Source organism: Rhodococcus sp. IEGM 1305, assembly GCF_030058635.1.
GTDB classification, from domain to species: domain Bacteria; phylum Actinomycetota; class Actinomycetes; order Mycobacteriales; family Mycobacteriaceae; genus Rhodococcus_F; species Rhodococcus_F opacus_D.
Genome location: NZ_JASHKX010000043.1, coordinates 35,536 through 54,200, shown reverse-complemented (window position 1 = coordinate 54,200; position 18,665 = coordinate 35,536). Strand labels below are relative to the sequence as shown.

20 protein-coding genes are annotated in these 18,665 nt (G+C 68.9%); 8 read left to right on the top strand and 12 right to left on the bottom strand.

Features of this window, described 5'->3' with window-relative positions; genetic code table 11:
• Nucleotides 1–112 precede the first annotated feature (112 nt).
• Nucleotides 113–781: a SanA/YdcF family protein gene (locus QM693_RS32820; RefSeq protein WP_009475116.1), complete on the bottom strand. Its 669-nt coding sequence runs from the start codon at nt 779–781 to the stop codon at nt 113–115.
• A gap of 20 nt (nt 782–801) precedes the next feature.
• A complete protein-coding gene (locus QM693_RS32815) occupies nt 802–1,836 on the bottom strand; it encodes an ABC transporter permease (protein WP_283354419.1) in 1,035 nt (344 codons plus the stop codon).
• A gap of 94 nt (nt 1,837–1,930) precedes the next feature.
• On the opposite strand from QM693_RS32815, the gene QM693_RS32810 reads away from it, so the two are divergent.
• Together QM693_RS32810 and QM693_RS32805 are read left to right on the top strand one after the other, a co-directional pair.
• Nucleotides 1,931–2,530 (top strand): TetR/AcrR family transcriptional regulator, encoded by a 600-nt coding sequence (locus QM693_RS32810; RefSeq protein WP_009475118.1) that lies wholly within the window; start codon nt 1,931–1,933, stop codon nt 2,528–2,530.
• Nucleotides 2,531–2,535: 5 nt separating this feature from the next.
• Nucleotides 2,536–2,925: a hypothetical protein gene (locus tag QM693_RS32805; RefSeq protein ID WP_280780506.1), complete on the top strand. Its 390-nt coding sequence runs from the start codon at nt 2,536–2,538 to the stop codon at nt 2,923–2,925.
• Nucleotides 2,926–2,931: 6 nt separating this feature from the next.
• Here QM693_RS32805 and QM693_RS32800 read toward each other — a convergent pair whose 3' ends face one another.
• Entirely contained in the window at nt 2,932–4,344 is a 1,413-nt protein-coding gene (locus QM693_RS32800) for an FUSC family protein (RefSeq protein WP_280780507.1), read from the bottom strand.
• A 66-nt stretch (nt 4,345–4,410) separates the two neighbouring features.
• Here QM693_RS32800 and QM693_RS32795 point away from each other — a divergent pair, with 66 nt between their 5' ends.
• Nucleotides 4,411–4,935, top strand: a complete 525-nt coding sequence (locus tag QM693_RS32795; RefSeq protein ID WP_280780508.1) for a MarR family winged helix-turn-helix transcriptional regulator — start codon at nt 4,411–4,413, stop codon at nt 4,933–4,935.
• A gap of 12 nt (nt 4,936–4,947) precedes the next feature.
• Here QM693_RS32795 and QM693_RS32790 read toward each other — a convergent pair whose 3' ends face one another.
• On the bottom strand, nt 4,948–6,006 hold the full coding sequence (locus QM693_RS32790) for an SDR family oxidoreductase (RefSeq protein WP_283354418.1): 1,059 nt from the start codon (nt 6,004–6,006) through the stop codon (nt 4,948–4,950).
• A gap of 88 nt (nt 6,007–6,094) precedes the next feature.
• On the opposite strand from QM693_RS32790, the gene QM693_RS32785 reads away from it, so the two are divergent.
• Entirely contained in the window at nt 6,095–6,412 is a 318-nt protein-coding gene (locus QM693_RS32785; protein WP_283354417.1) for an ArsR/SmtB family transcription factor, read from the top strand.
• Nucleotides 6,413–6,417: 5 nt separating this feature from the next.
• On the opposite strand, the gene QM693_RS32780 is transcribed toward QM693_RS32785, so the two are convergent.
• Together QM693_RS32780 and QM693_RS32775 are read right to left on the bottom strand one after the other, a co-directional pair.
• Entirely contained in the window at nt 6,418–6,891 is a 474-nt protein-coding gene (locus QM693_RS32780; protein WP_283354416.1) for a hypothetical protein, read from the bottom strand.
• Between the two features lie 121 nt (nt 6,892–7,012).
• Entirely contained in the window at nt 7,013–7,828 is an 816-nt protein-coding gene (locus QM693_RS32775; protein ID WP_280780512.1) for a DUF72 domain-containing protein, read from the bottom strand.
• Nucleotides 7,829–7,910: 82 nt separating this feature from the next.
• Between QM693_RS32775 and QM693_RS32770 the strand changes: the two genes are divergently transcribed.
• From QM693_RS32770 to QM693_RS32755, 4 genes are all read left to right on the top strand, one after another.
• A complete protein-coding gene (locus QM693_RS32770) occupies nt 7,911–8,231 on the top strand; it encodes a GYD domain-containing protein (RefSeq protein ID WP_283354415.1) in 321 nt (106 codons plus the stop codon).
• A gap of 76 nt (nt 8,232–8,307) precedes the next feature.
• Complete coding sequence (locus QM693_RS32765) at nt 8,308–8,874, top strand: hypothetical protein (RefSeq protein ID WP_283354414.1); 567 nt, start codon at nt 8,308–8,310, stop codon at nt 8,872–8,874.
• A gap of 55 nt (nt 8,875–8,929) precedes the next feature.
• Nucleotides 8,930–9,784 carry an LLM class F420-dependent oxidoreductase gene (locus QM693_RS32760; protein ID WP_280780514.1) on the top strand — a complete coding sequence of 285 codons (855 nt, stop codon included), beginning with the start codon at nt 8,930–8,932 and terminating at the stop codon, nt 9,782–9,784.
• Between the two features lie 117 nt (nt 9,785–9,901).
• Entirely contained in the window at nt 9,902–11,308 is a 1,407-nt protein-coding gene (locus tag QM693_RS32755; protein ID WP_283354413.1) for an ABC1 kinase family protein, read from the top strand.
• Nucleotides 11,309–11,329: 21 nt separating this feature from the next.
• On the opposite strand, the gene QM693_RS32750 is transcribed toward QM693_RS32755, so the two are convergent.
• From QM693_RS32750 to QM693_RS32725, 6 genes are all read right to left on the bottom strand, one after another.
• The gene (locus QM693_RS32750; RefSeq protein ID WP_283354412.1) at nt 11,330–12,898 is read right to left on the bottom strand and encodes a TerD family protein; all 1,569 of its coding nucleotides are present in this window, start codon (nt 12,896–12,898) and stop codon (nt 11,330–11,332) included.
• 8 nt (nt 12,899–12,906) lie between these two features.
• The gene (locus QM693_RS32745) at nt 12,907–14,154 is read right to left on the bottom strand and encodes a TerD family protein (RefSeq protein ID WP_280780517.1); all 1,248 of its coding nucleotides are present in this window, start codon (nt 14,152–14,154) and stop codon (nt 12,907–12,909) included.
• Nucleotides 14,155–14,216: 62 nt separating this feature from the next.
• Entirely contained in the window at nt 14,217–15,095 is an 879-nt protein-coding gene (locus QM693_RS32740; RefSeq protein WP_280780518.1) for an HAD family hydrolase, read from the bottom strand.
• Entirely contained in the window at nt 15,092–16,201 is a 1,110-nt protein-coding gene (locus QM693_RS32735) for a cysteine protease StiP family protein (protein ID WP_283333772.1), read from the bottom strand. Before QM693_RS32735 ends, QM693_RS32740 begins: the two co-directional genes overlap by 4 nt.
• Nucleotides 16,198–17,481, bottom strand: a complete 1,284-nt coding sequence (locus QM693_RS32730) for a phosphoribosyltransferase family protein (protein ID WP_283354411.1) — start codon at nt 17,479–17,481, stop codon at nt 16,198–16,200. The genes QM693_RS32735 and QM693_RS32730 overlap by 4 nt, the downstream gene beginning before the upstream one ends.
• Entirely contained in the window at nt 17,478–18,662 is a 1,185-nt protein-coding gene (locus QM693_RS32725) for an HpcH/HpaI aldolase/citrate lyase family protein (protein WP_502942692.1), read from the bottom strand. The genes QM693_RS32730 and QM693_RS32725 overlap by 4 nt, the downstream gene beginning before the upstream one ends.
• Between the last annotated feature and the right edge of the window lie 3 nt (nt 18,663–18,665).

Sequence of the window (18,665 nt, the reverse complement as noted above, 5' to 3'; positions counted from 1 at the left end):
TTTCCGGATTTCACGCGGACCGGGATCCGGTCGTGCACCAACCATCGTCCGCCTCCCGATCGTCGACGGGAGAAGCCTACCGACGCGCCCTCCCCACCGCGGCGCTTCGAGGTCAGTCCTCGGCGGCGAGCGCCTTCCCGAGTGAGTCCTCCGGTTCGGAGACCACCACAGGATCGCGCCCGGACAGCAGGTCGAGGACGGCCTTCGGCCGGGCCAGCGATTCGCGCACGGTGTTCCTGGCCATCGTGATCGGGCGGCATTCGCATCCGGCGTTGACACCGGCGACGTCGATCCCGGCACCGCGGCACAGCGCGACCGCCCGGGGAACGTGGAAACCCTGCGTGACGATCAGCGCCTTGGTCACACCGTACGTCTGGACGGCGCGAGCGCACGTGTCGTAGGTGTCGAGCCCGTATCGATCGCCGACGATCTTGCTGGGGTCGATGCCCTTCTCGACCAGGTAGTCCGTCATCGCCGCGATCTCGTCGCCGGATCTGCCTGCTCCGTCGCCCGAGACGAGGACCGCCCGCGCGCGGCCGTCCTGCACGAGACGGACGGCGACGTCGAGGCGTCCGGCCAGGTACTCCCGGGGTTTGCCGTCGCGCACCTGCGCGCCGAGGACGATGACCACCGGTGCCTCGGGTGCGTCGTCGACGTCGTAGACGTGGCCGGAGGCCTCCCGCGATATCCACACCGTCGAGGCCGCGACGACGAGGACGGCGAGCGCGCCGAGGCCCGCTCCGATGCCGACCAGTCGGCGGACGATCCGTCGTTCCCCCATGCCGCCATCAAACCACAGCGTCAGGCGACGGCCGGTTCTTCCCCGGCGCGCCGCTCACACAGTCCGGATGCCAGGCACAGGCCGAGCCCGAACAGAACCCAGCAGGTCAGCACGAGTACCGCCGCACCGGCTCCGTGTCCGTCGAAGAACGCCGTCGATCGCACCACGGTTCCCGCCGCTCCTGGTGGCAGCAACTGACCGAGTGCGCCCCACCCCGACGGCAGCCACGCCGCGGACGTCGCCAGTCCGGACAGCGGGTTGGCAAGGAAGATCATGGTCACCGCTCCGAGCGCGAATCCCGCTGTGCCCAGCACCGATTCGAGCCCGAGAACGGTCAGCGAGATGGCGGCGATGCCGAGCACGACAGCACCGGTGGTCGTCCAGTAGTTGCCGTCGACGCTTCCGAGGCCGAACTGCAGAATTGCCGTCAGCACCGCCCCGGCGCTCACGGCGAACAGCACCGCCCCGGCGACCCGTCGCCCGACACTGCGAGGAAACAGCCGCACGAGCGCGAGCGCGGGGATCATGCCACCGAAGACCAGGGGAAGCGCCAAGGCGCCGAGACCGACGCCGGCGGGGTCGTCGGCCGTCAGCGGAACGACGTCCTCGACCGGAACGGGTTGTCCCGCAGTCTTGCTCATGCCCGCCGCGAGGCCATTCATCGTCTGCGCGACGGGCGCCCCGCCTGCGCCGGCGGACAGGACCTTCATGCCGTCCGGTGTCGCGACGATGCCGCCGACCACCTCCCGGTGTTCGATCGCCGTCCGGACCGCGTCGGCGTCGGGAAAGCGCTCGGTGACGAACGCGCCCGGGTGTCCCGCGGCGAGCGCGTTGTCGACCCGGGTGACGGCCGCGTCGGGTCCGGCGACGCCCAGCCGGAGGTCGTGCGGGCCGCTGTTGACGGCCGGCAACGCGAACGCCAGCAGCATGAGCGCGATCACCGCGGTGAGTCCCAGCACGACAGCGGTCAGTTTCACGGGATCGGACGGGCCGTGCGCCGACCGCTCGGTGGGCGCCGTGCGCGGCGCGACTGTCCCGATATCCGAGGCGGTCATCGGACTCCCCTTCCCTAAGTGGAGGAAATTCCTCCGTTCCTTGTGGAGAATATTCCTCCGGTTATGCTGGGTTGTCAACGGAAGAGGTGCAATCGTGCGGGCAGACGCGCTGGAACGACGCAACACCCTGATCAAGGCCGCCCGCGTGGTGTTCGCCGACCGTGGGCACGACGCGCCGCTCGACGCCATCGCCGCGCGAGCCGGCGTCGGGATCGCCACCCTCTACCGGAACTTTCCGAGCCGGGACGAGCTCGCCCACGCCGTCGCCCGGACGACGCTCGCCGAAGTCCGGGAACTCGCCGTCCGGGGACTGGACGACTGCGGCGACGACCCCGAGGGAGCGTGGCGGCGGTTCGTCGACGCAGTGGTCGAACTGCGGATGGGAGCGCTGGTTCCCGCGCTGGTCAACAGTCTCGACGAGCTACCACCCGACGTCCGCGAGTCGAGGGAGCTCACGAAGGCGACGGTCACCGACTTCATTCACCGGCTCCAGGACGTCGGGCTGGTGCGCGAGGACGTCGTGCCGCTCGAGATCATCATGGGGATCGCCATGCTCACCCGGCCCCACGTGCTGATGTTCGAGGACGCGACGGCCAATCTCGTTCCGCGGCTGATCACGGTGTTCCTCGCCGGGTTGCGCCCGGACGGGGCTGCGCTGCCGCCACCGATCCTCCCGGAGTCCGATGTACTGTGACGGGAATGCAGCCTGGGGGGCCTCTGCCACAGCCATGGAATCACCCGTATACGGGTGACGATCAGCCGCGGCTGAACGGCTGGGACGTGGCGGTGTCGGCGGCCGCACTCGTCGTCGCGGTCGCCGTCGCCAGCATCTCCGCGGTCGCGGGACTGTTCTGGCTGCTGTTCCTGGACTACTGCCCGCCCGAGACGTGCAGCGCCGAGAACGCGTGGATCGCGGTGTGCGTGGCGCTCGCGGTCGCCGCACTCGTGACCGTGATCGGCGGAATGGTCACGATCGCACGCATCGCGCGGCGCACGATCGCGTGGCCGGTGGCATGCGGAACCCTGATCCTCTGCGCAGGCGCGTGCGCGATCGGATTCGCCGGTTACGTCTCCGCGACGGGGATCTGAGCGGCCTCAGCCCACGTGATGGTGGTCGGTCCGGCTGATCGCGACAGCGGAGACGATCACCCCGACCACCACACCGACGAGCGTGTCGACGATGCGGCTCACCGCGATGTCCGGTGCGACCGCCGACCCGAGACCGGTGAGCAGCAGAGCCATGGGGGTGATGGCGACGGACGCGAACGCGTAGTTCTTGATGACCACCAGTTCGGTCACGGTTTGCAGCACCACGATGACCACGACGGTCTGCCAGTACCCCATCGCGGCGGCGATCAGCCCGGCGGCGAGGACGGCGCCCGCCACGTTACCGACGAGGCGTTGAATTCCCCGCTGCACGGTCTGGCTGAAGTTGAAACCCTGCATCGCGGCCATCGCGCCCATCGACGCCCACAGCGGATGCTCCAATCCCATTGCCACACAGATCCATCCGGCCAGCGCGGCGGCAGCGGCGATACGGGCCGCGTTGACGATCCCCTCTCGCGACCGCAGCGCACGGAGGCCGTCCGCGAAGAAGCCACCCGGCTGCGGCAGCACCGGGGTCTCCGCACCGAAGGCCGAAAGATCACTGCGTCGCTTCACCTTACGCAGTTCGGACTCGTGATCGACGAGCGCACGCAGAGTGTCGTGGTCACGCTCGTGCGCCCACCGATCGACGACCGTGTCCGCTTCGGCGAGAAGCGCGAACAACTGGTGCGAGTGCCCGTCCCGGCCCCGCCCGCTGTGGGCGATCACGTCACGCGCGTTGTCGATGGCCTTGCGTGCGGACGCGATCGCGGAGGCGTCGTGTGCATGCTGCAGTTCCGCGGCCGCGGCGAGTGCCCGCGCCACCGCCAGCCGGGCGGGACCGAGGGGAACGAACAGGCAGGGCGTCATGGCGGCCAGCCAGCCCACGACGACACCGATCGCCACGGCCACGACGGCCGGTCCGAGATCGGAGAGCCGGGTCGCGTGCCCGACCGCCGCGGTGGCCGCGAAGACCAGGATGACCGGCCCGGGACCGGCGATGCGGAACGCCGCCAGCAGGCACGCGGCGACGCCCGACGCGACGGACATGACCGCTATCTGCAGCCAGAGTGACAGTCCCGCCGCACCGAGGAGCGCTCCCCCGGCGACGAAGGCGATGAGCGCGACACCGACGAGTCCCGCCTTGCGGGCGAGCCGCGGGTACGGCTCGTATCGACCGAACGCGGCGGTCAGCGCACCGAGTGCCGCGAAGCCCGCGAGGTTGCCGTGCCCGAGAAAACCACCGACTACCAGCACCAGAGCCGTCGCCGCACCCACCCGCAGCGCGGGAGCGATGGTGGCATCGGCGTTCCGGACCTCGAACGCACGGCGCCACGTCGACGGCGCCATCGAATAGGCCAAAGCCCCACGGGAGTGATGGAGCCGGCTGAGGTCGGGTGCGTATCGAGGGGAAGCCTGCATGGCCTCAGCGTACCGTATACTTCACTAGTAAAATAGTTCTGAATTAGTGTGAAGTTGGTCGCTACGATGGTTTTCATGAGCACTGCCCCACGTCCGGATGAGGACTTCACCGATCGCGTTCGACGCGAATGGGCCGAGACCCATCCCGAAGTGGACACGTCACCGATCGAAGTGATGGGCCGCATCACCCGGATCGGATCCCAGGCCCTGCAGCAACTCGACCGTGCCCTGGACGCGAGCGGGGTCTCGCGCGCCGAGTTCGACGTCCTGTGTGTACTCGCCCGCAGCGATCGACCACTGCGGGCCAGCGAGGTCACCGCCGTGACGATGCTCAGCGGCGCATCCACCACCAAACACGTCGACCGCCTTGCCCGGCTGGGACTCGTGGAACGGCTACCCTTCGAACGCGACGGGCGCGTCGTGTTGCTCCACCTGACCGAGTCCGGGCGGCAACTCGTCGACACCGAGTTCCCGCAGCGCGTCGAACGCGATCGGCAATTTCTCGCCGGGCTCGACGAGGACGAATGCGCCGTCCTGGCCGGGCTGCTCCGGCGGATCGCCGCCAACGTCGAATCCGGGCTTCGCCGGTAGTCCCCTTGTCTTTCAGGGAATGACCTTCCGGGCCCGAAGGTCGCGGAAGATGTCGAGGAACATCTGCTCGGTCTCGACGTGACGGTGGAAACCCAGCCGGCGCGCCTTGGAACCGTCGGCGATGACGTCGTAGTCCCAGCCGAAGACGAAATCGCCGAACGCCCACGACGAGACGTCCGAGTACGGCGTCGGCGCCAGCCCGTGCTTCGCGACGAGGTCGTTCCACACCGGCTCCTTGTCGGCCATGACGACGTCCATCGACATCGGCAGCGGCGGTGCGACGTCCAGGTCGAAGAAATCCGCGATCTTCGGCAGCATCTCGTCCCAGCGGAACAGATCGCCGTTGTTGATGTTGAACGCCTGATTCGCGCACTCGGGGGTGGTCGCGGCCCAGACGGTCGCCTCCGCCAGCAGTCCGGCGTCGGTCATCTCGATCAGACTCGTGTACGCGCCGGGCTTACCCGGAAACCGCAGCGGCACGCCGAGTTCCTTCGACATCGTGGCGTAGACGGCAATCACCAGCGCGAGATTCATCGGATTGCCGAGAGCGAATCCGCACACCACCGACGGGCGGATCGCGGACCACGTCCAACTCTTGCCGCGCTGACGGCCTTCGAGGAACTGCTGCTGATCCACGTTGAACTCGGGCGGCATGTGCGGCGGGTCGCTCTCGCGCGCCGGCGTCTTGAACGGTCCGAGGTGCGCGCCGTAGACCTTGTAGCCCTGCATCAAGCTGATGTGCTCGAGCCCGGCAGCCACGGGTTCGAGCGCGTTCACCGCGTTGACCAGCATCGCGACGTTGGGCGCGACGAGCTCCCCCCACGACGGACGGTCCTGGTAGGCGGCGTAGAAGATGTGGGTCACGTCGCGCAGTTCACCCAGCTTCTCGGCGGCGTCGTGCTCGTCGAGCAGATCGACCGCGATGTGCCGCACCCGGCCGGTGTCGGATCCGCCGCGTCGCGACAGTCCGATGATCTCCCACTCCCCGGTTGCCTCGAGGTGGTCGATCAGATTTCCGCCGATCACCCCGCGCGCACCGACGACCACTGCCACTCTGCGCTTCGCCATCATTCGACTCCTATCGTCATATCGCGAAATTACGATATACCGAGTGAAGCACACATATCGGAAAATCGCGATATGGCGGTACGATGGGTCTGTGAGTGAACTTCCGGACGCGACCGACCTGGCCCTCGCCTTCAAGGCGCTGTCGAACCCGACCCGCGTACGCATCCTGCAGTGGCTGAAGGACCCCGACAGCTTTCCCCCGCAACTCGAACCCGCGGAAGAGGTGGGCGTGTGCCTGAAGCACATTCAGGCGCGGGCCGAGGTCTCCCAATCGACGGCCTCGCAGTACATGGCCGCCCTACAGAGCGCCGGACTGGTCACCAGCCATCGGATCGGCCAGTGGACCCACTACCGCCGCAACGAGGACCGAATAGCCCGGTTGGCCGATCACATCCGCACCGACCTCTGAACGAATCAGGGCATCTCGACGGTTTCGGCGCGCGCGATCTCATCGAGCGCCCGGCGGACGTAACCGTCGGCGGGCACCTCCGCCGCACTCAGCAGATCGGCGATCACCAGGATCGCGGCCTCCACCGCACGCTCCGGTCTGCGCGGGTTCTCCTCGACATCGGCCACGCCGAGTGCACCGGTCAGCACGGTGACCAGCGAGTCGACGTCGACGGCCGGAAACCAGAGTGCCGCCGCCCGCGCGCAGCGGGTCAGGACGTCCTGCACGTCCTCCCCCGTCAGACCGTCCGGGTGCAACGTCTCGAGGAGTTCCCGGACCACCCCCGCCAGCACCGCACCGACCTGCTCCGCAGGCAGGGCCGCCAGTTCCTCCGTCGCCTCGGTCAGCGCCGACGCGTCCGACGCGCGCCCCGCGACGATGGCGGCGTCCAAGGCCTCGGTGATGTCACGCGCGACAGCAGGCCAATGAGTGGGCCACATCCGGTAGATCCTCTTCTCGTCTCCGTCGATCAGCGCTCACTGTGCCATGGGGCACCGACAGTCGGCGCACGGTGCCGTGGGACACCGACAGTCGGCGCACGGCGCCATGGGGCACCGACACTCAGCGCAGCCGTTCGATCAGCCGCAGCGCGTCGAACGGCGCGTACCCCTTCATGTCGTTGTCGAAGTAGGCGAAGCAGTCGAGTCCCTGCCCGAGCCACCGCTCGAACTTGCGGGCCCACTCGTCCAGCGCCTCGTCCGTGTATCCGCTGGCATACAACTCCTTGTCGCCGTGCAACCGGGCGTAGACGAAATCGCTCGTCACTGCCTCCACGTACGGGTACCGGCCTGCCGTGTCGGCGACTACGAACGCGACGTCGTGCGCGCAGAGCAACTCCCTCGCCTCCTCCGTGTCGAAACTGGGGTGCCGGACCTCGAGCGCGTGGCGGACGGGGCGATCGGCGTCCGTCTCCGTCCACGCCCTGTCGTCGGTGAGCTTGTCGTCGTGTCGAGACGCGAGCGCCGCGGCATCGGTGGTCGTCCTCGGCAGCTGGTCGAAGAACGCTGCGAGACTCGTCGAATCGAACGCGAGCGTCGGGGGCAGTTGCCACAGCAGCGGTCCGAGCTTGGGACCCAACGCGAGCACCCCGGATGCGAAGAAGTTCGCCAGCGCCGCCTCGGCGCCGACCAGCCTCTTCATGTGGGTGATGTAGCGACCGCCCTTGACGGCGAACACGAAACCCTCCGGTGTCTCGTCACGCCACTTCGCGTAACTCGTCGGTCGCTGCAACGAATAGAAGGACCCGTTGATCTCGATCGACGTCAATCGCCCCGCGGCGTAGGCCAACTCCTTGCGATGGGCCAGACCGTCCGGGTAGAAGTCACCGCGCCAACCGGGATACGTCCAGCCGGAGATACCTACGCGGGCCTCAGCCATCTCACGACCCTAGCGCCGGAACCTATTGCATGTGGCCCGTCCCGGGAGAACCATGAGAGGACCCACAATCGAGGAGGCACTGATGCCGAGATATCTCTGGCAGGTCACGTACTCACCGGAAGGCGCGAAGGGATTACTCGCCGAAGGCGGCACCGCACGACGCGACGCGATCACACAGATGGTCGAAAGCGTCGGGGGCACAGTCGAATCCTGCTACTTCGCACTGGGTGGCCGGGATCTGTTCGTGATCGGCGACGTGCCGGACGACATCGCGGCCGCCGCGCTCGGGATCCGCACCACCGCTTCCGGTGCGGCGAGGTCCGAATCGGTGGTGCTGCTGACGCCGGAGCAGGTGGACGACGCGGTGCGCCGGGACGCCGAGTATCGGGCGCCCGGCAGCTGATCCGCTACCCCTGCGGTAGCGAATATCGTTCTGCAGGATGATGTGCGGCGGCGGAGTCGGTCGATAACGTCGAGCCATGTCAACCGACCAGGCCGACTCGACGACGGTGAACCCGTTCACCACCGAGTCCGCTCGCCGTGCCCTGTTCGCGCTGAGGGCGTTTCCCGCAGGCCTCGTCTCGCTCGGCGCGGCGGCGACCGGACGACATGGCTGGGCCGGGCGGTGGCAACTCGCTGCCGCCGACCCGAGCGCGTCGGAGCGGATCGACCGGCGTTCGCCGTCGTGGCTGCGCGTGTTCGCGCACTCGCTGCTGTCGCTGCTGATCGGGATGGTGGCCTGGTTTTTCGCGTTCCTCAGCGTGATCGCCGCGTTCCGGGGCCTGTTCTACGGGCTGATCACCGACGGTTCCTACGAGTACAGCTGGGGTGGTCCGACGCTCGCCGGCGCGTGGCTGGTGCATCTCGTGCTCGGTGTGCTGCTCGTGCCGGTCGCCATGTGGATCCTGAAGGCCATCGCGTCACTGCTGGCCGGACTCACTCGGCGTCTGCTCGGCGAGGGTGGCCCGGTGTGGGCCGTTCCCGTCGCGCTCGTGCTCGCCGCCGCGGGCGCGCTCCTGTTCCGCTCCTGGCTGCACCAGGCCTGAGAGCCGCAATCCGAAACACCGGAATGAATGTCCACGAGGGAAGGTTGCACGCCACATGACGGAGACCACAGCAGAAACCCCGCAGCTCGGACAGTTCGGCGTCTGGCGTCACGCCGGCGGATTGGCCCCCGACGTGGGTGCAGCGATCGAATCGGCAGGCTACGGCGCGATCTGGATCGGCGGCTCCCCGCCTGCCGACCTCGACGTCGCCGAACGCCTGCTCGACGCGACATCCACCATCACGGTCGCGACCGGAATCGTGAACATCTGGACCGCCCCCGCCGACGAGGTCGCGACCTCGTTCCACCGGCTCGAAGCCCGTCATCCGGGGCGCTTCCTCCTCGGCATCGGCGTCGGCCATCCCGAACAGCCCGGCCTGAACTACAGCAAGCCGTACGCCGCGCTCGTGGAGTATCTCGACGCCCTCGATGCTGCCGGCGTCCCGGCGGGACGACGCGTCCTGGCCGCGCTCGGTCCGAAGGTTCTCGAACTGTCCGCAGCCCGCGCCGCCGGCGCCCATCCGTACCTGACCACGCCGCAGCACACCCGTGAAGCGCGGGAGCTGCTCGGCCCGGGCCCGGTGATCGCGCCGGAGCAGAAGGTCGTGCTGGACACCGATCCGGAACGCGCTCGCCCCATCGGACGTTCGGCCGTCGAGAATCCGTACCTGCACCTGCGCAACTACGTCAACAACCTGAAACGGCTCGGGTACACCGACGAGCAGATCGAGAACGGCGGCAGCGACGACCTCATCGACGCGCTCGCCGCCCACGGCGACACGCAGTACGTCGCCGGTCGCCTCCGGGAACATCTGGATGCGGGCGCCGATCACGTGGCCATCCAGGTACTCCCCGCAGGCGACGATCCGGTGCCTGCCCTGCGGGAACTCGCAGGCGCGCTGGGACTCTGAGTTCTGCTAACGAAATGATGTGATGGCGGGTACCGCATACTGAAAGGGGTTCGCCGAAACGGTCGGGGTATGGTCCCCTTCTGAACGGCAGGCAGGACTGAACGCAAGGTAGGAACTGTGCAAGAGCCAACGGCACGTCCGGTCGGCCCGTACGCTTCGGGGCCGCCACCTGCAGCCCTGACCGTGCACTCCGCGAGCCTCGACCATTTCCGCGCCGCGGAGTTGTGGCGGGCGCTCGTCATCGGCGTGGTCGTCGTCGCCTACACCCTGTTCGCGCTGGTCACCTGGCCTGTCCGACGTCGCGGCCGCACCCTTGCGGACGCGGCGTCGGAGGGCCTGGTCAACGGTTTCGAGGTGCTGGGCCCGACGTTCGTCAAGGTCGGTCAGCTGATGGCGTCGTCCTCCGGCGTGTTCCCCGCCCCGCTGGCCAACGCCTGTCTGCGATGTCTCGACGACGTGCCGCCGGTGCCCGCCGAGGAGGCCCGCCGGGTCATCGAAGCCGACCTGGGGCATCCCGTCGACGCGTTGTTCACGTCGTTCGACGACGTCCCCCTCGCGGCCGCCTCCGTTGCGCAGGTACACGGCTGCGTACTCCCCGACGGCAGGGAAGCCGTCATCAAGGTGCAACGCCCCGGCATCTTCCGCCGCATGGTGGTGGACCTGCGCACCGCGTACTGGGGTGCGCGGATCCTCGAGAAGCTGTTCGAGTTCTTCCGCATCGCCAACGCCACCGCCATCATCCGCGACCTCCACGCGGCCACGATGACCGAACTCAACAGTGCGGTCGAGGCCGACCGGCAGGCCCGGTTCAGGACCAACATCGGGGCGTTCGGCGACAACAAGGGCGTCACCACCCCCGAGGTGTACTGGGACTACTGCGGCCCGCACGTCATCTGCATGGAACGCATGTACGGCCTGCCGCTCGACCGGTTCCCCGACCTCGTCCACATGGACACCCGGATGCTGATCCGCCGCGGCGTCAAGGTGTGGATCGAGTCCGTCATCCTCCACGGCCCGTTCCACGGCGACGTGCACGCCGGGAACCTGTGGGTCCTCGACGACGGACGCATCGCGATGCTCGACTTCGGCATCGTCGGTGAGCTCCCCGAGTCGTGGCGGCAGATCCTGCGCGACATGTTCTACGCGACCTTGATCGACGGCGACTTCTCCCGGATGGCCCGCGGAATCCGGGGCCTCGGCTACGCGACCGACAACGACGCCACCGACGACGAGATCGGACTCCAGGTGGCCGCCGCCCTCGCACCCCTGCTGGGCCGGGACCTCGGGGAGCTGCGGCTCAGCGAACTCATCATGGCGCTGATCGGCATCGGCAAGAAATGGGGCGTCGCCAGCCCCGAGGAACTCGTTCTGTTCGGGAAGCAACTCGGCTACTTCGAGCGGTACGCCACGGAACTCGCCCCCGGCTGGGTGATCGGGCAGGACCTGTTCCTGTTCCGCAACGTCTTCCCGGACGCCGTCGCCGCGAAGGCCCTCGAACTCGGGGTCGAACTGCCCGACGAGTGACGCGAGCTCGCGGCGAGGGATCTACTGCCCGGTCAGTGAATCCAGCACCGAGGCCCGGTGGAGGGGGTGATCCGGGAGCCGGTCGGGTGTCAGAATCCAGTCGTTGCCGGTCCACGGGTCGGAGACGGTGAGGACCCCCGACGTCGGAACCTGCTGCGCGATGCGTGCGAGTACCGCGACACCCGGATCCGAATCCGCCGAGGCACTGTCGCCGACGATGATCAGCGACGTCCCGACCGCGGGACCGTGATCGGCGAGGTGCACGATGCGGGCGGCGTCCTCAGCGCCGTACCCGTGCGGGAAGTCGCCCAGGATCACCAGCCGCGGCTCCGGCAGCGTGTCGCGGATTCCGCTGCGGGCCGCCATTTCGGCGAGGTCGACGCTCTCGGACAGCGCGGTGAGGCGGGCGGTGATGTCGGACGCCGAGGACACGACCGGCGAAGCCAGACGTGCGCCGAGGGGTTCGGTGAACGTGCGCAGCGAGCCGCTGAGGTCGACCACCTCCAACCGCTGCGCCGGCGCAGGTGACGCGACCAGCATGCGCGCCGCCAGCGCCGCGACCACCGGTGCGGCCTCGGCAGCATCGCCGACGATCCAGAGCGGACGCCCCAATGGGTAATGGACGCAGAACGGCACCCGCAGCTCACCGAGATCGGGTGCGGACAACTCGCCGAGCCTCAGCCCGTCCGTTACCGCGGTGGCGGTGACCGGGCTCGTCCAGGCGGCGGATTCGAAGGTGGCCAGCGACCGCGGCAGCAGCGGGTCGATGGCGCGGAGTTCGTCGGCCAGTTGCGAAGTCTCGCCGTCGAATTTGCGCTGCGCCTCGGCGACGAGGGCATCGCACCGCTCCTGCGCCCTGGCCTGCGATTGCACGACCGCGGGACTGTTGCGCGTGGACGGGTCGGCCACCGACTCGGACAGTTCGTCGTCCAGCCGCGCCTGCGCGTAGTCGCGGGAGGATCGGAAGGAGGCCGCGGACCGGGCGGCATCCTCGAAGATCATCCACGCCCTCTCGAACGAGTGGGCCGGGTCGAGCGGGATGCCCGCAGGACCGGGTGTCGCCGGAACCTCCTCGGCGACAGGGTGCGTGGGTTCGTCCACCTCGACGCCGTGCCGGGAGACGAGTTCGGCGAGGCCGCCGTCGTATCCCTGCCCGACGGCCCGCACCTTCCACTCGGTGCCGCGGCGGTAGATCTCGAGGCAGATCGCGGCCGCCTCGGAACCGACCAGCGGGACGTCGAAAACGACCAGGGGAAGACCATTTTCGTCGGCGAGCGTGGCCGACAGCCCCTCGCGGGCCAGCGTCGCCCGACCGTTCGGGGACGCCGGATCGACACTGACCACGCAGAGCACGCCCGCCGCAGCGGCGTCCACCTCGTCCAGCTGCAGCCGGACCGTTCCGTCCGCGTCGAGTTCCACCCCGGCGGCGCGGCGCTGGTTGTAGAACACGAAATGGTCCGAGGACAGCGTGCGCAGATCGCCGTCCACGATCAACACGGAGACGTCGATCGGCGTCGCATCGACTGCGCGGAAACTCAGTACGCGCGACGGCAGCGGGGCGTTCTGCCCCGGAACGAGGTGGACCGTCACCGCCGCCCCTAGACGCCGAGGAAGCGGGCGAGTTGAGGCGCGGCCTCACCGGCGTGTTTGGCCTGAATGCCCTCACCGATGGCCTGCAGCTTCCACTCGCCGCCCACTCGGTACACCTTGGCCATCACCATTCCGGTGAACGGCATCCCGCCCTGCAGCGTGAACCGGGCGAGTTCGGCCGACGACGTGGTGTCCACGAGGCGGCAGAAGGCGTTCTTCACCTGCTCGAACGTGTGCCCGCGGTACGACGTCACGATGAACACGATGGTCGAGATGTGCGGCGGAATGCGAGTGAGATCCACGAGGATCACCTCGTCGTCGCCGGCGCCCTCACCGGTGAGGTTGTCGCCCTGATGCCGGATCGACCCGTCCTTCGACGTCAGCTGACCGTAGTAGGCGACGTCGACCATGTTGTTGTCCGCGAACAGGACCGCCGACGCGTCGAGGTCGACGTTGGCGGAACGGTTCCCGAACATGCCGCGCTTCTCGATCGGATCCCAGCCGAGTCCCATCTGGATGTACGTCAGTGCGACACCACCGTCCTTGCGGAGCGTGACCTTCTGTCCCTTGGAGAGACTGACCGGTCGTGCCTTGGTGAGACTGACCTCGGCCGGAGCGGACGGGGCGGCGGGTGCGGGGGGTGCAGCGGGAGCCGGGGGCGCAACCGGTGCGGCGGGCGGCGGGTAGGCGGCCTGCGGTGCCGGTGCGGGCGCCGGCGGCTGCTGGACGGGAGCGACGGCGGGTGCGGGGGCGTCGTCGACGGACACGCCGTGATCGGTGACCAGTGCGGCGAACCCGCCGGCATAGCCCTGCCCGACGGCCCGCACCTTCCAGGCGCCCTGGCGTCGGTACAGCTCGAGCGCGATGACGATCGACTCGGAGTTCAGCCCCTCGATCTTGTACTCGTACAGCGAGTTTCCGGCGCCGTCGGCGACCCGGGCGGTCGGCGGCGCGGAGCGGCCGAAGCTACTGGTGGCGTCGTCGAGCGTGATGACCGCGCGCACCTGCGCGATGTCGGCAGGCACCGCGCCGAGCGACACCTTCAGCGAGGCCGCCTGCCCGGTGGCTCCTGGCACGAGTTGCACCCCGGGACCGGTCGGCTGGTTGAAGAAGACGAAGTCGGCGTCCGAACGGACCTTCCCCGAGTCCGTGACGAGCAGCGCGGACAGGTCGGCGGCGGCCGTCAGTTCGAGGGAGACGATGACGTCGTCGACGCTCAGCGGGCCGTTCTGACCCTTGGCTAGCGGAGTGGACACTGCGGTGGTTCCTTCACTGTGGGAGCGTCGGGTTTGTCCCGTTTGGTCTGTTTGCCTACAACCTACAAAAGAGAGCCGACGGCCGTCGTCCCCGCACCCCGCGCGACACGGTCCGCGAACCAGCGCAGGATCTCCTCACCAGCGGCGATACCGCTGCTTCCGGTGACCGACAGGGTCGGGTGCTGCCAGTCGAGGGTTTCGAGTTCGCCGTGCCGGGGGCGGATGGCGGCGTCGGCGGCACTGAGCATGGTCGCGTCGAGGGCCCCGTCCCCGGCCGCCAGCACGGGCGCTTCCGGCGCGAGCACTCCGTCGTCGACGAGCCTCGTACGGACCTCCGCGACCGCGCGGCTCTTGCACACCGCGTCGGGCATCGTGTAGATCTTGCGGCCCTGCCGGGAGGCCCCCCATCCCCGGTCGACGCACCAGTCGTTCCACTCCTCGACGAAGCCGGCCGGCATCGCGTCGAGGTCCACGACCAGGTAGGAGAACAACTCGTCGGCCACCCGGGACGAACGCACCCAGCTGTCGTCGATGCGTCGGCTCAGCTCGGCGCCGACCTCCACCAGCGAGGCTCCACCGTCGGCCATCGCGATGTCGACACCCGACCGCCAGCCCGCATCGGGCACCCCGTCGACGAGGATGTTGCCGCCGTTGGTCGTGATCGCGTACCGCCACGGCGCCCCCGGCAGGTCGATGCGCTGGAACTGGGCGACGGTGCGCGTGGTGGTAGGCACGACCACGGCGGACGCGGTGAGCTTCCGCAGCATGGCCTCGGCGGCCGACGTGACGTAGGACAGTGGCTTGCCGTCGTACACCTCGACGCAGAGGAGGTCCTCGTCGCCGGGCCGCTCGGCCACGTCACTCTCGGTGACGGCGAGTTCCATGGCCCCGCGCGAGTAGATCATGGTGCGGTCGAGGTCGGTCGCGATCAGCGCGGTCATGTCACATCCTTGATCAGGCCCATACACGAATAGGCCAGGCCGGGGACCTCTTCGACGGGGACCGCCCGCGCGGCGGCGAGTAGCCGGATGTGTGCGTGCTCCGGGGCGTCGAGATCGCGGACGAGCACCCGCCACGGCACCCGGCGCAGCAGCACCCGGGTGGTCTCGCCGACGCCCGGCTTCACGAAGTTCACACTCGAGATCCCGTACTGCTCCCGGACCGCCTCGACGGACTTCCAGCCGTCCCAGGTGGGGGTGCGGTCCGACCGCAGCAGGTCCTCGACGTCGCCGGGAACGTGCTCGCGTACGTCCCCGAAAGACGCGCCGACGGAATCGAGGAGATGATTGGACACGTCCTCGCCCGCCAGGTGCGCGTAGAACTTGGCGCCGTGGAAGTCGCCGGGTCCGATCAGTGTGTCGTTGAGGACGGTCCGCGACACCAGGCCCGACACGGTCGAGTTCAGGCACGCGGAGGCGATCAGGAAGTCGTCGCGGGTGCCGAACGTGCGGACGCAGTGCCCGGGATCGGCGAGGACGGCGAGGTCGTCGTCGAATTCGGCGCCACCGGCTTCGCGGTACTCGGCGAGTGCCTGCGACAACTCGCGGGCGATGGCGCCCTTGCCCGTCCATCCGTCGACGAACACCACGTTCTTCGAGTCGTGATGACGCGCAAGGTAGTCGAGCGCGACGGCGTCGATCCCCCGGTCGCGGACGATGGAGACGGCGTAGTGCGGCAGCGTCAACCCGTGGACGTCCCGCGCCCAGCGGCGCATGAGCACACCCACCGGGGTTCCCGCCCGCGCCAGTGACACGAGGGTGACGTCGCGGCCCCGCTCGGCCAGCACGAGGTCGGTGACCGTCCCCACGGCGCGCGCCAGCCGGATGGAGCTGTCCTGCAGCACCTTCTCGAACAGCTCGCGGTACTCCGCGTCGGGCTGGTACTCGATGGGCAGCGTCTCCGCGTAGTGGGACTCACCCGACTGGATTCGGCGCTCCCGCTCGGCGACATCGGCTTCGAGGTCGACGTGCGACAGGTCTTTGAGCAGCCAGCCCACCTCGTCGGCGGAGTACGAACCGAACGCCGGGCCGGTCAGCGGCGCCGTCACGTCGACGCTCCCGCACGTGCGGCGCGCAGCGACCGCGGGTCGGCGCCGGACACGACGGCCAGGAGCACATCCGTCCCCGACGCGGTGAGCACGTCGAGGAATCCGCCGGCCGCCGTGAGCCGGTCGGTGTCGGCCGCGGCGTCGATCACCGCGACCACGACGGCGTCCTCGTCCGGCCACTCGGCGTTGTAGACGAAACGCGGCTGCTCTTCACCGTTCTCGGGCGCTGTGAAACGGAATCCTCGGCGCAGCGGATATCCCGGCTGGTCGAGCACGTAGGCGGGTGACCGCGTGGTCGTCTGGAAACGAACCCGGACACCGGACGTGGCGAGCGCGTCCGCAATTCGCAGAGGCAGGTACATCAGCTCTTCGTGTCCGACGACGATCACCGGGCGCTGCGGATCGAGCCGGTCCCGGAGCACCGCGGCCGCCGACGCGACGGCCGCATCGAACTCCTCGGTGTCTTCCCGCAGGAACCCGTGCCGGCCACCTTCCGGAACCGCTGCGGGCCACGGTATGTCGGCGCGCTCGACGGCCCCGGTCCGCTCACCGACGGGGTTGAGCACCGGTTCCGGAAGGGCACCGACCGAGTCGATCAGGCCGTCGGGAAGCTCGGTGCGCCCCACCGCCAGACTCACGCTGTCGATCTGCACCCCCAGTTCGGCGGCGGCGGCGTCGGCAGCGTCCCGGTGGCCCTGCTCGCGCATGTCGACGAGCGACGCCACGACGTAACGGCTGCGCGGGTTCTGCCGGTGCAACGCGCGGATCGCGTCGACCGCGGTGGCGCCGGTGGAAATCTCGTCGTCCACGAGGACGAGAGGGCGATCGCCCGTGAACAACTCGACGGACGTCGGCTGCAGCTGGTGGCTGGTCGCGTGCGAGTGCCCCTCCTCGAACCCGGCGGACGTCCCGATCTCGGGGACGTCCCGGCGCGTGGAGTGCAGGTAACACCGAGCGCGCAGCCGGGCCGCGACACAATGCCCCAGACCTGTTGCGGTCTCCGCGAATCCGAGCACCACGGGATCTGCATCCGGTCCGAGAACGTCGGCGACCAGATCGCCGAGACGGTCGCCCGCGCCGATCACGGCACCCGGGTCGGTGGGCACGTGCTTGCCGAGGACCGTCGAGACGAGCAGGTGGGCACGACGCGGGTTGCGCCGCAGGCCGGGCTCGACGAGTTCGGGGATGGTCAGCCCCGTGCCCGAACCCACGTGGGCGAGCGTCAACCCCAGGTGTTCCGTGGCCCAGGGCACTGCGCGCACGGCAGTGGGTGAGCTCATCGGACGGCCAGTGCAGTCAGTAGATCCACGAACGTGATTCCCTCGTTTGTCACGCCGAACACCTTCGCCCGGACGAGTGTCTTCTCGGCCCAGCTGCGGTGCGGGCGCATTTCGTTCATCTTGTTGCGATATCCCGACGCCTGGACGCCGCCGACGCCCTCGGCGCCGAGAATGTCGAGCGCATCGTGGTACTCCTCGTGCGTCACCGCGGACAGGGCGTGCACGGCCGCGACGTGCGTGGGGTGGATGACCGTCTTGCCCTGGATGCCGTTGGCGCGGTCGAGGGCGATTTCCCGCAGCAGACCGTCCAGATCCCGGCTGACCAGCTGCTGACGGAACCGCACCTCGTTGTGCTCCTCGAACGGCGTGGCGCGCAGGGTCGGCCGGAACATCCGCTCGTGGTCGGCGAAGTACTCCCACACGGGACCGGTGATGACGTGTCCGGTGTCGTCGGCGCGGCCCAGGAAGTTGACGATGCCGGCAATCGCGTCCGCGACCACCCGCACGTCGTAGATCGTCAGGTCGCGGTCGCGGCGGATGCCGAACGTGGCACACATGTCGGTGGCGCCGATGCGCACGGCGAGGATCCGCTCGCGGTGTTCGACGAGCAGTTCACCGATCTTCGCGAGTTCGTCGTCGCGGGTCTCCCGGTGCACCAGTGCCGGCGATTCGAGCACCGGCATCGCGTACAGGTGCTTGCCGAGCCGCTCCGACGCCGCGGCCAGCTCGTCGAGGAACGCACGTCCCGTCGCACCACCGAACTTGGGGATCACGAATCCGGACAACACCTCGACGCCGGTGGTCAGCAGGTCGGCGATCCGCCGAAGGTCCTCGGCCGCCCGCACCCGCACGAACAACTGCATCCGCGCACCACCGTGGACGGCGAGCCGCTCGAGCGCGTCGACGGCGTTGAGCAGCGCCGCCTCCACCTGATCGTCGGCCACCGCGTCCTCGAGGTCCAGGACCATCGAGCAGACCCCGTCACCGGACCGGCGAAGGATCGTGTCCGCGAGGTCGGACCTCGTCGCAGGCACGTACAGCGTCGCGCCCAGCGCGACGGCCAGCACCGTGCGATCCTCGTCCGGCCCGAGAGCCTGCGGAGCGTGCAGGAACAGCCGGCCGTGCGTCTCGGGATCGAGGTGGTGGAAGTGCCGAACGTGCTTTACCGCAGCCGGCATCATTTC

Bases quoted from the DNA above. Each gene is read 5' to 3' on its own strand.
- QM693_RS32820 (WP_009475116.1), bottom strand. From the start codon at position 781: ATGGGGGAACGACGGATCGTCCGCCGACTGGTCGGCATCGGAGCGGGC.
- QM693_RS32815 (WP_283354419.1), bottom strand. From the start codon at position 1,836: ATGACCGCCTCGGATATCGGGACAGTCGCGCCGCGCACGGCGCCCACC.
- QM693_RS32805 (WP_280780506.1), top strand. From the start codon at position 2,536: ATGCAGCCTGGGGGGCCTCTGCCACAGCCATGGAATCACCCGTATACG.
- QM693_RS32800 (WP_280780507.1), bottom strand. From the start codon at position 4,344: ATGCAGGCTTCCCCTCGATACGCACCCGACCTCAGCCGGCTCCATCAC.
- QM693_RS32795 (WP_280780508.1), top strand. From the start codon at position 4,411: ATGGTTTTCATGAGCACTGCCCCACGTCCGGATGAGGACTTCACCGAT.
- QM693_RS32790 (WP_283354418.1), bottom strand. From the start codon at position 6,006: ATGATGGCGAAGCGCAGAGTGGCAGTGGTCGTCGGTGCGCGCGGGGTG.
- QM693_RS32780 (WP_283354416.1), bottom strand. From the start codon at position 6,891: ATGTGGCCCACTCATTGGCCTGCTGTCGCGCGTGACATCACCGAGGCC.
- QM693_RS32775 (WP_280780512.1), bottom strand. From the start codon at position 7,828: ATGGCTGAGGCCCGCGTAGGTATCTCCGGCTGGACGTATCCCGGTTGG.
- QM693_RS32770 (WP_283354415.1), top strand. From the start codon at position 7,911: ATGCCGAGATATCTCTGGCAGGTCACGTACTCACCGGAAGGCGCGAAG.
- QM693_RS32765 (WP_283354414.1), top strand. From the start codon at position 8,308: ATGTCAACCGACCAGGCCGACTCGACGACGGTGAACCCGTTCACCACC.
- QM693_RS32760 (WP_280780514.1), top strand. From the start codon at position 8,930: ATGACGGAGACCACAGCAGAAACCCCGCAGCTCGGACAGTTCGGCGTC.
- QM693_RS32740 (WP_280780518.1), bottom strand. From the start codon at position 15,095: ATGACCGCGCTGATCGCGACCGACCTCGACCGCACCATGATCTACTCG.
- QM693_RS32730 (WP_283354411.1), bottom strand. From the start codon at position 17,481: ATGAGCTCACCCACTGCCGTGCGCGCAGTGCCCTGGGCCACGGAACAC.
- QM693_RS32725 (WP_502942692.1), bottom strand. From the start codon at position 18,662: ATGATGCCGGCTGCGGTAAAGCACGTTCGGCACTTCCACCACCTCGAT.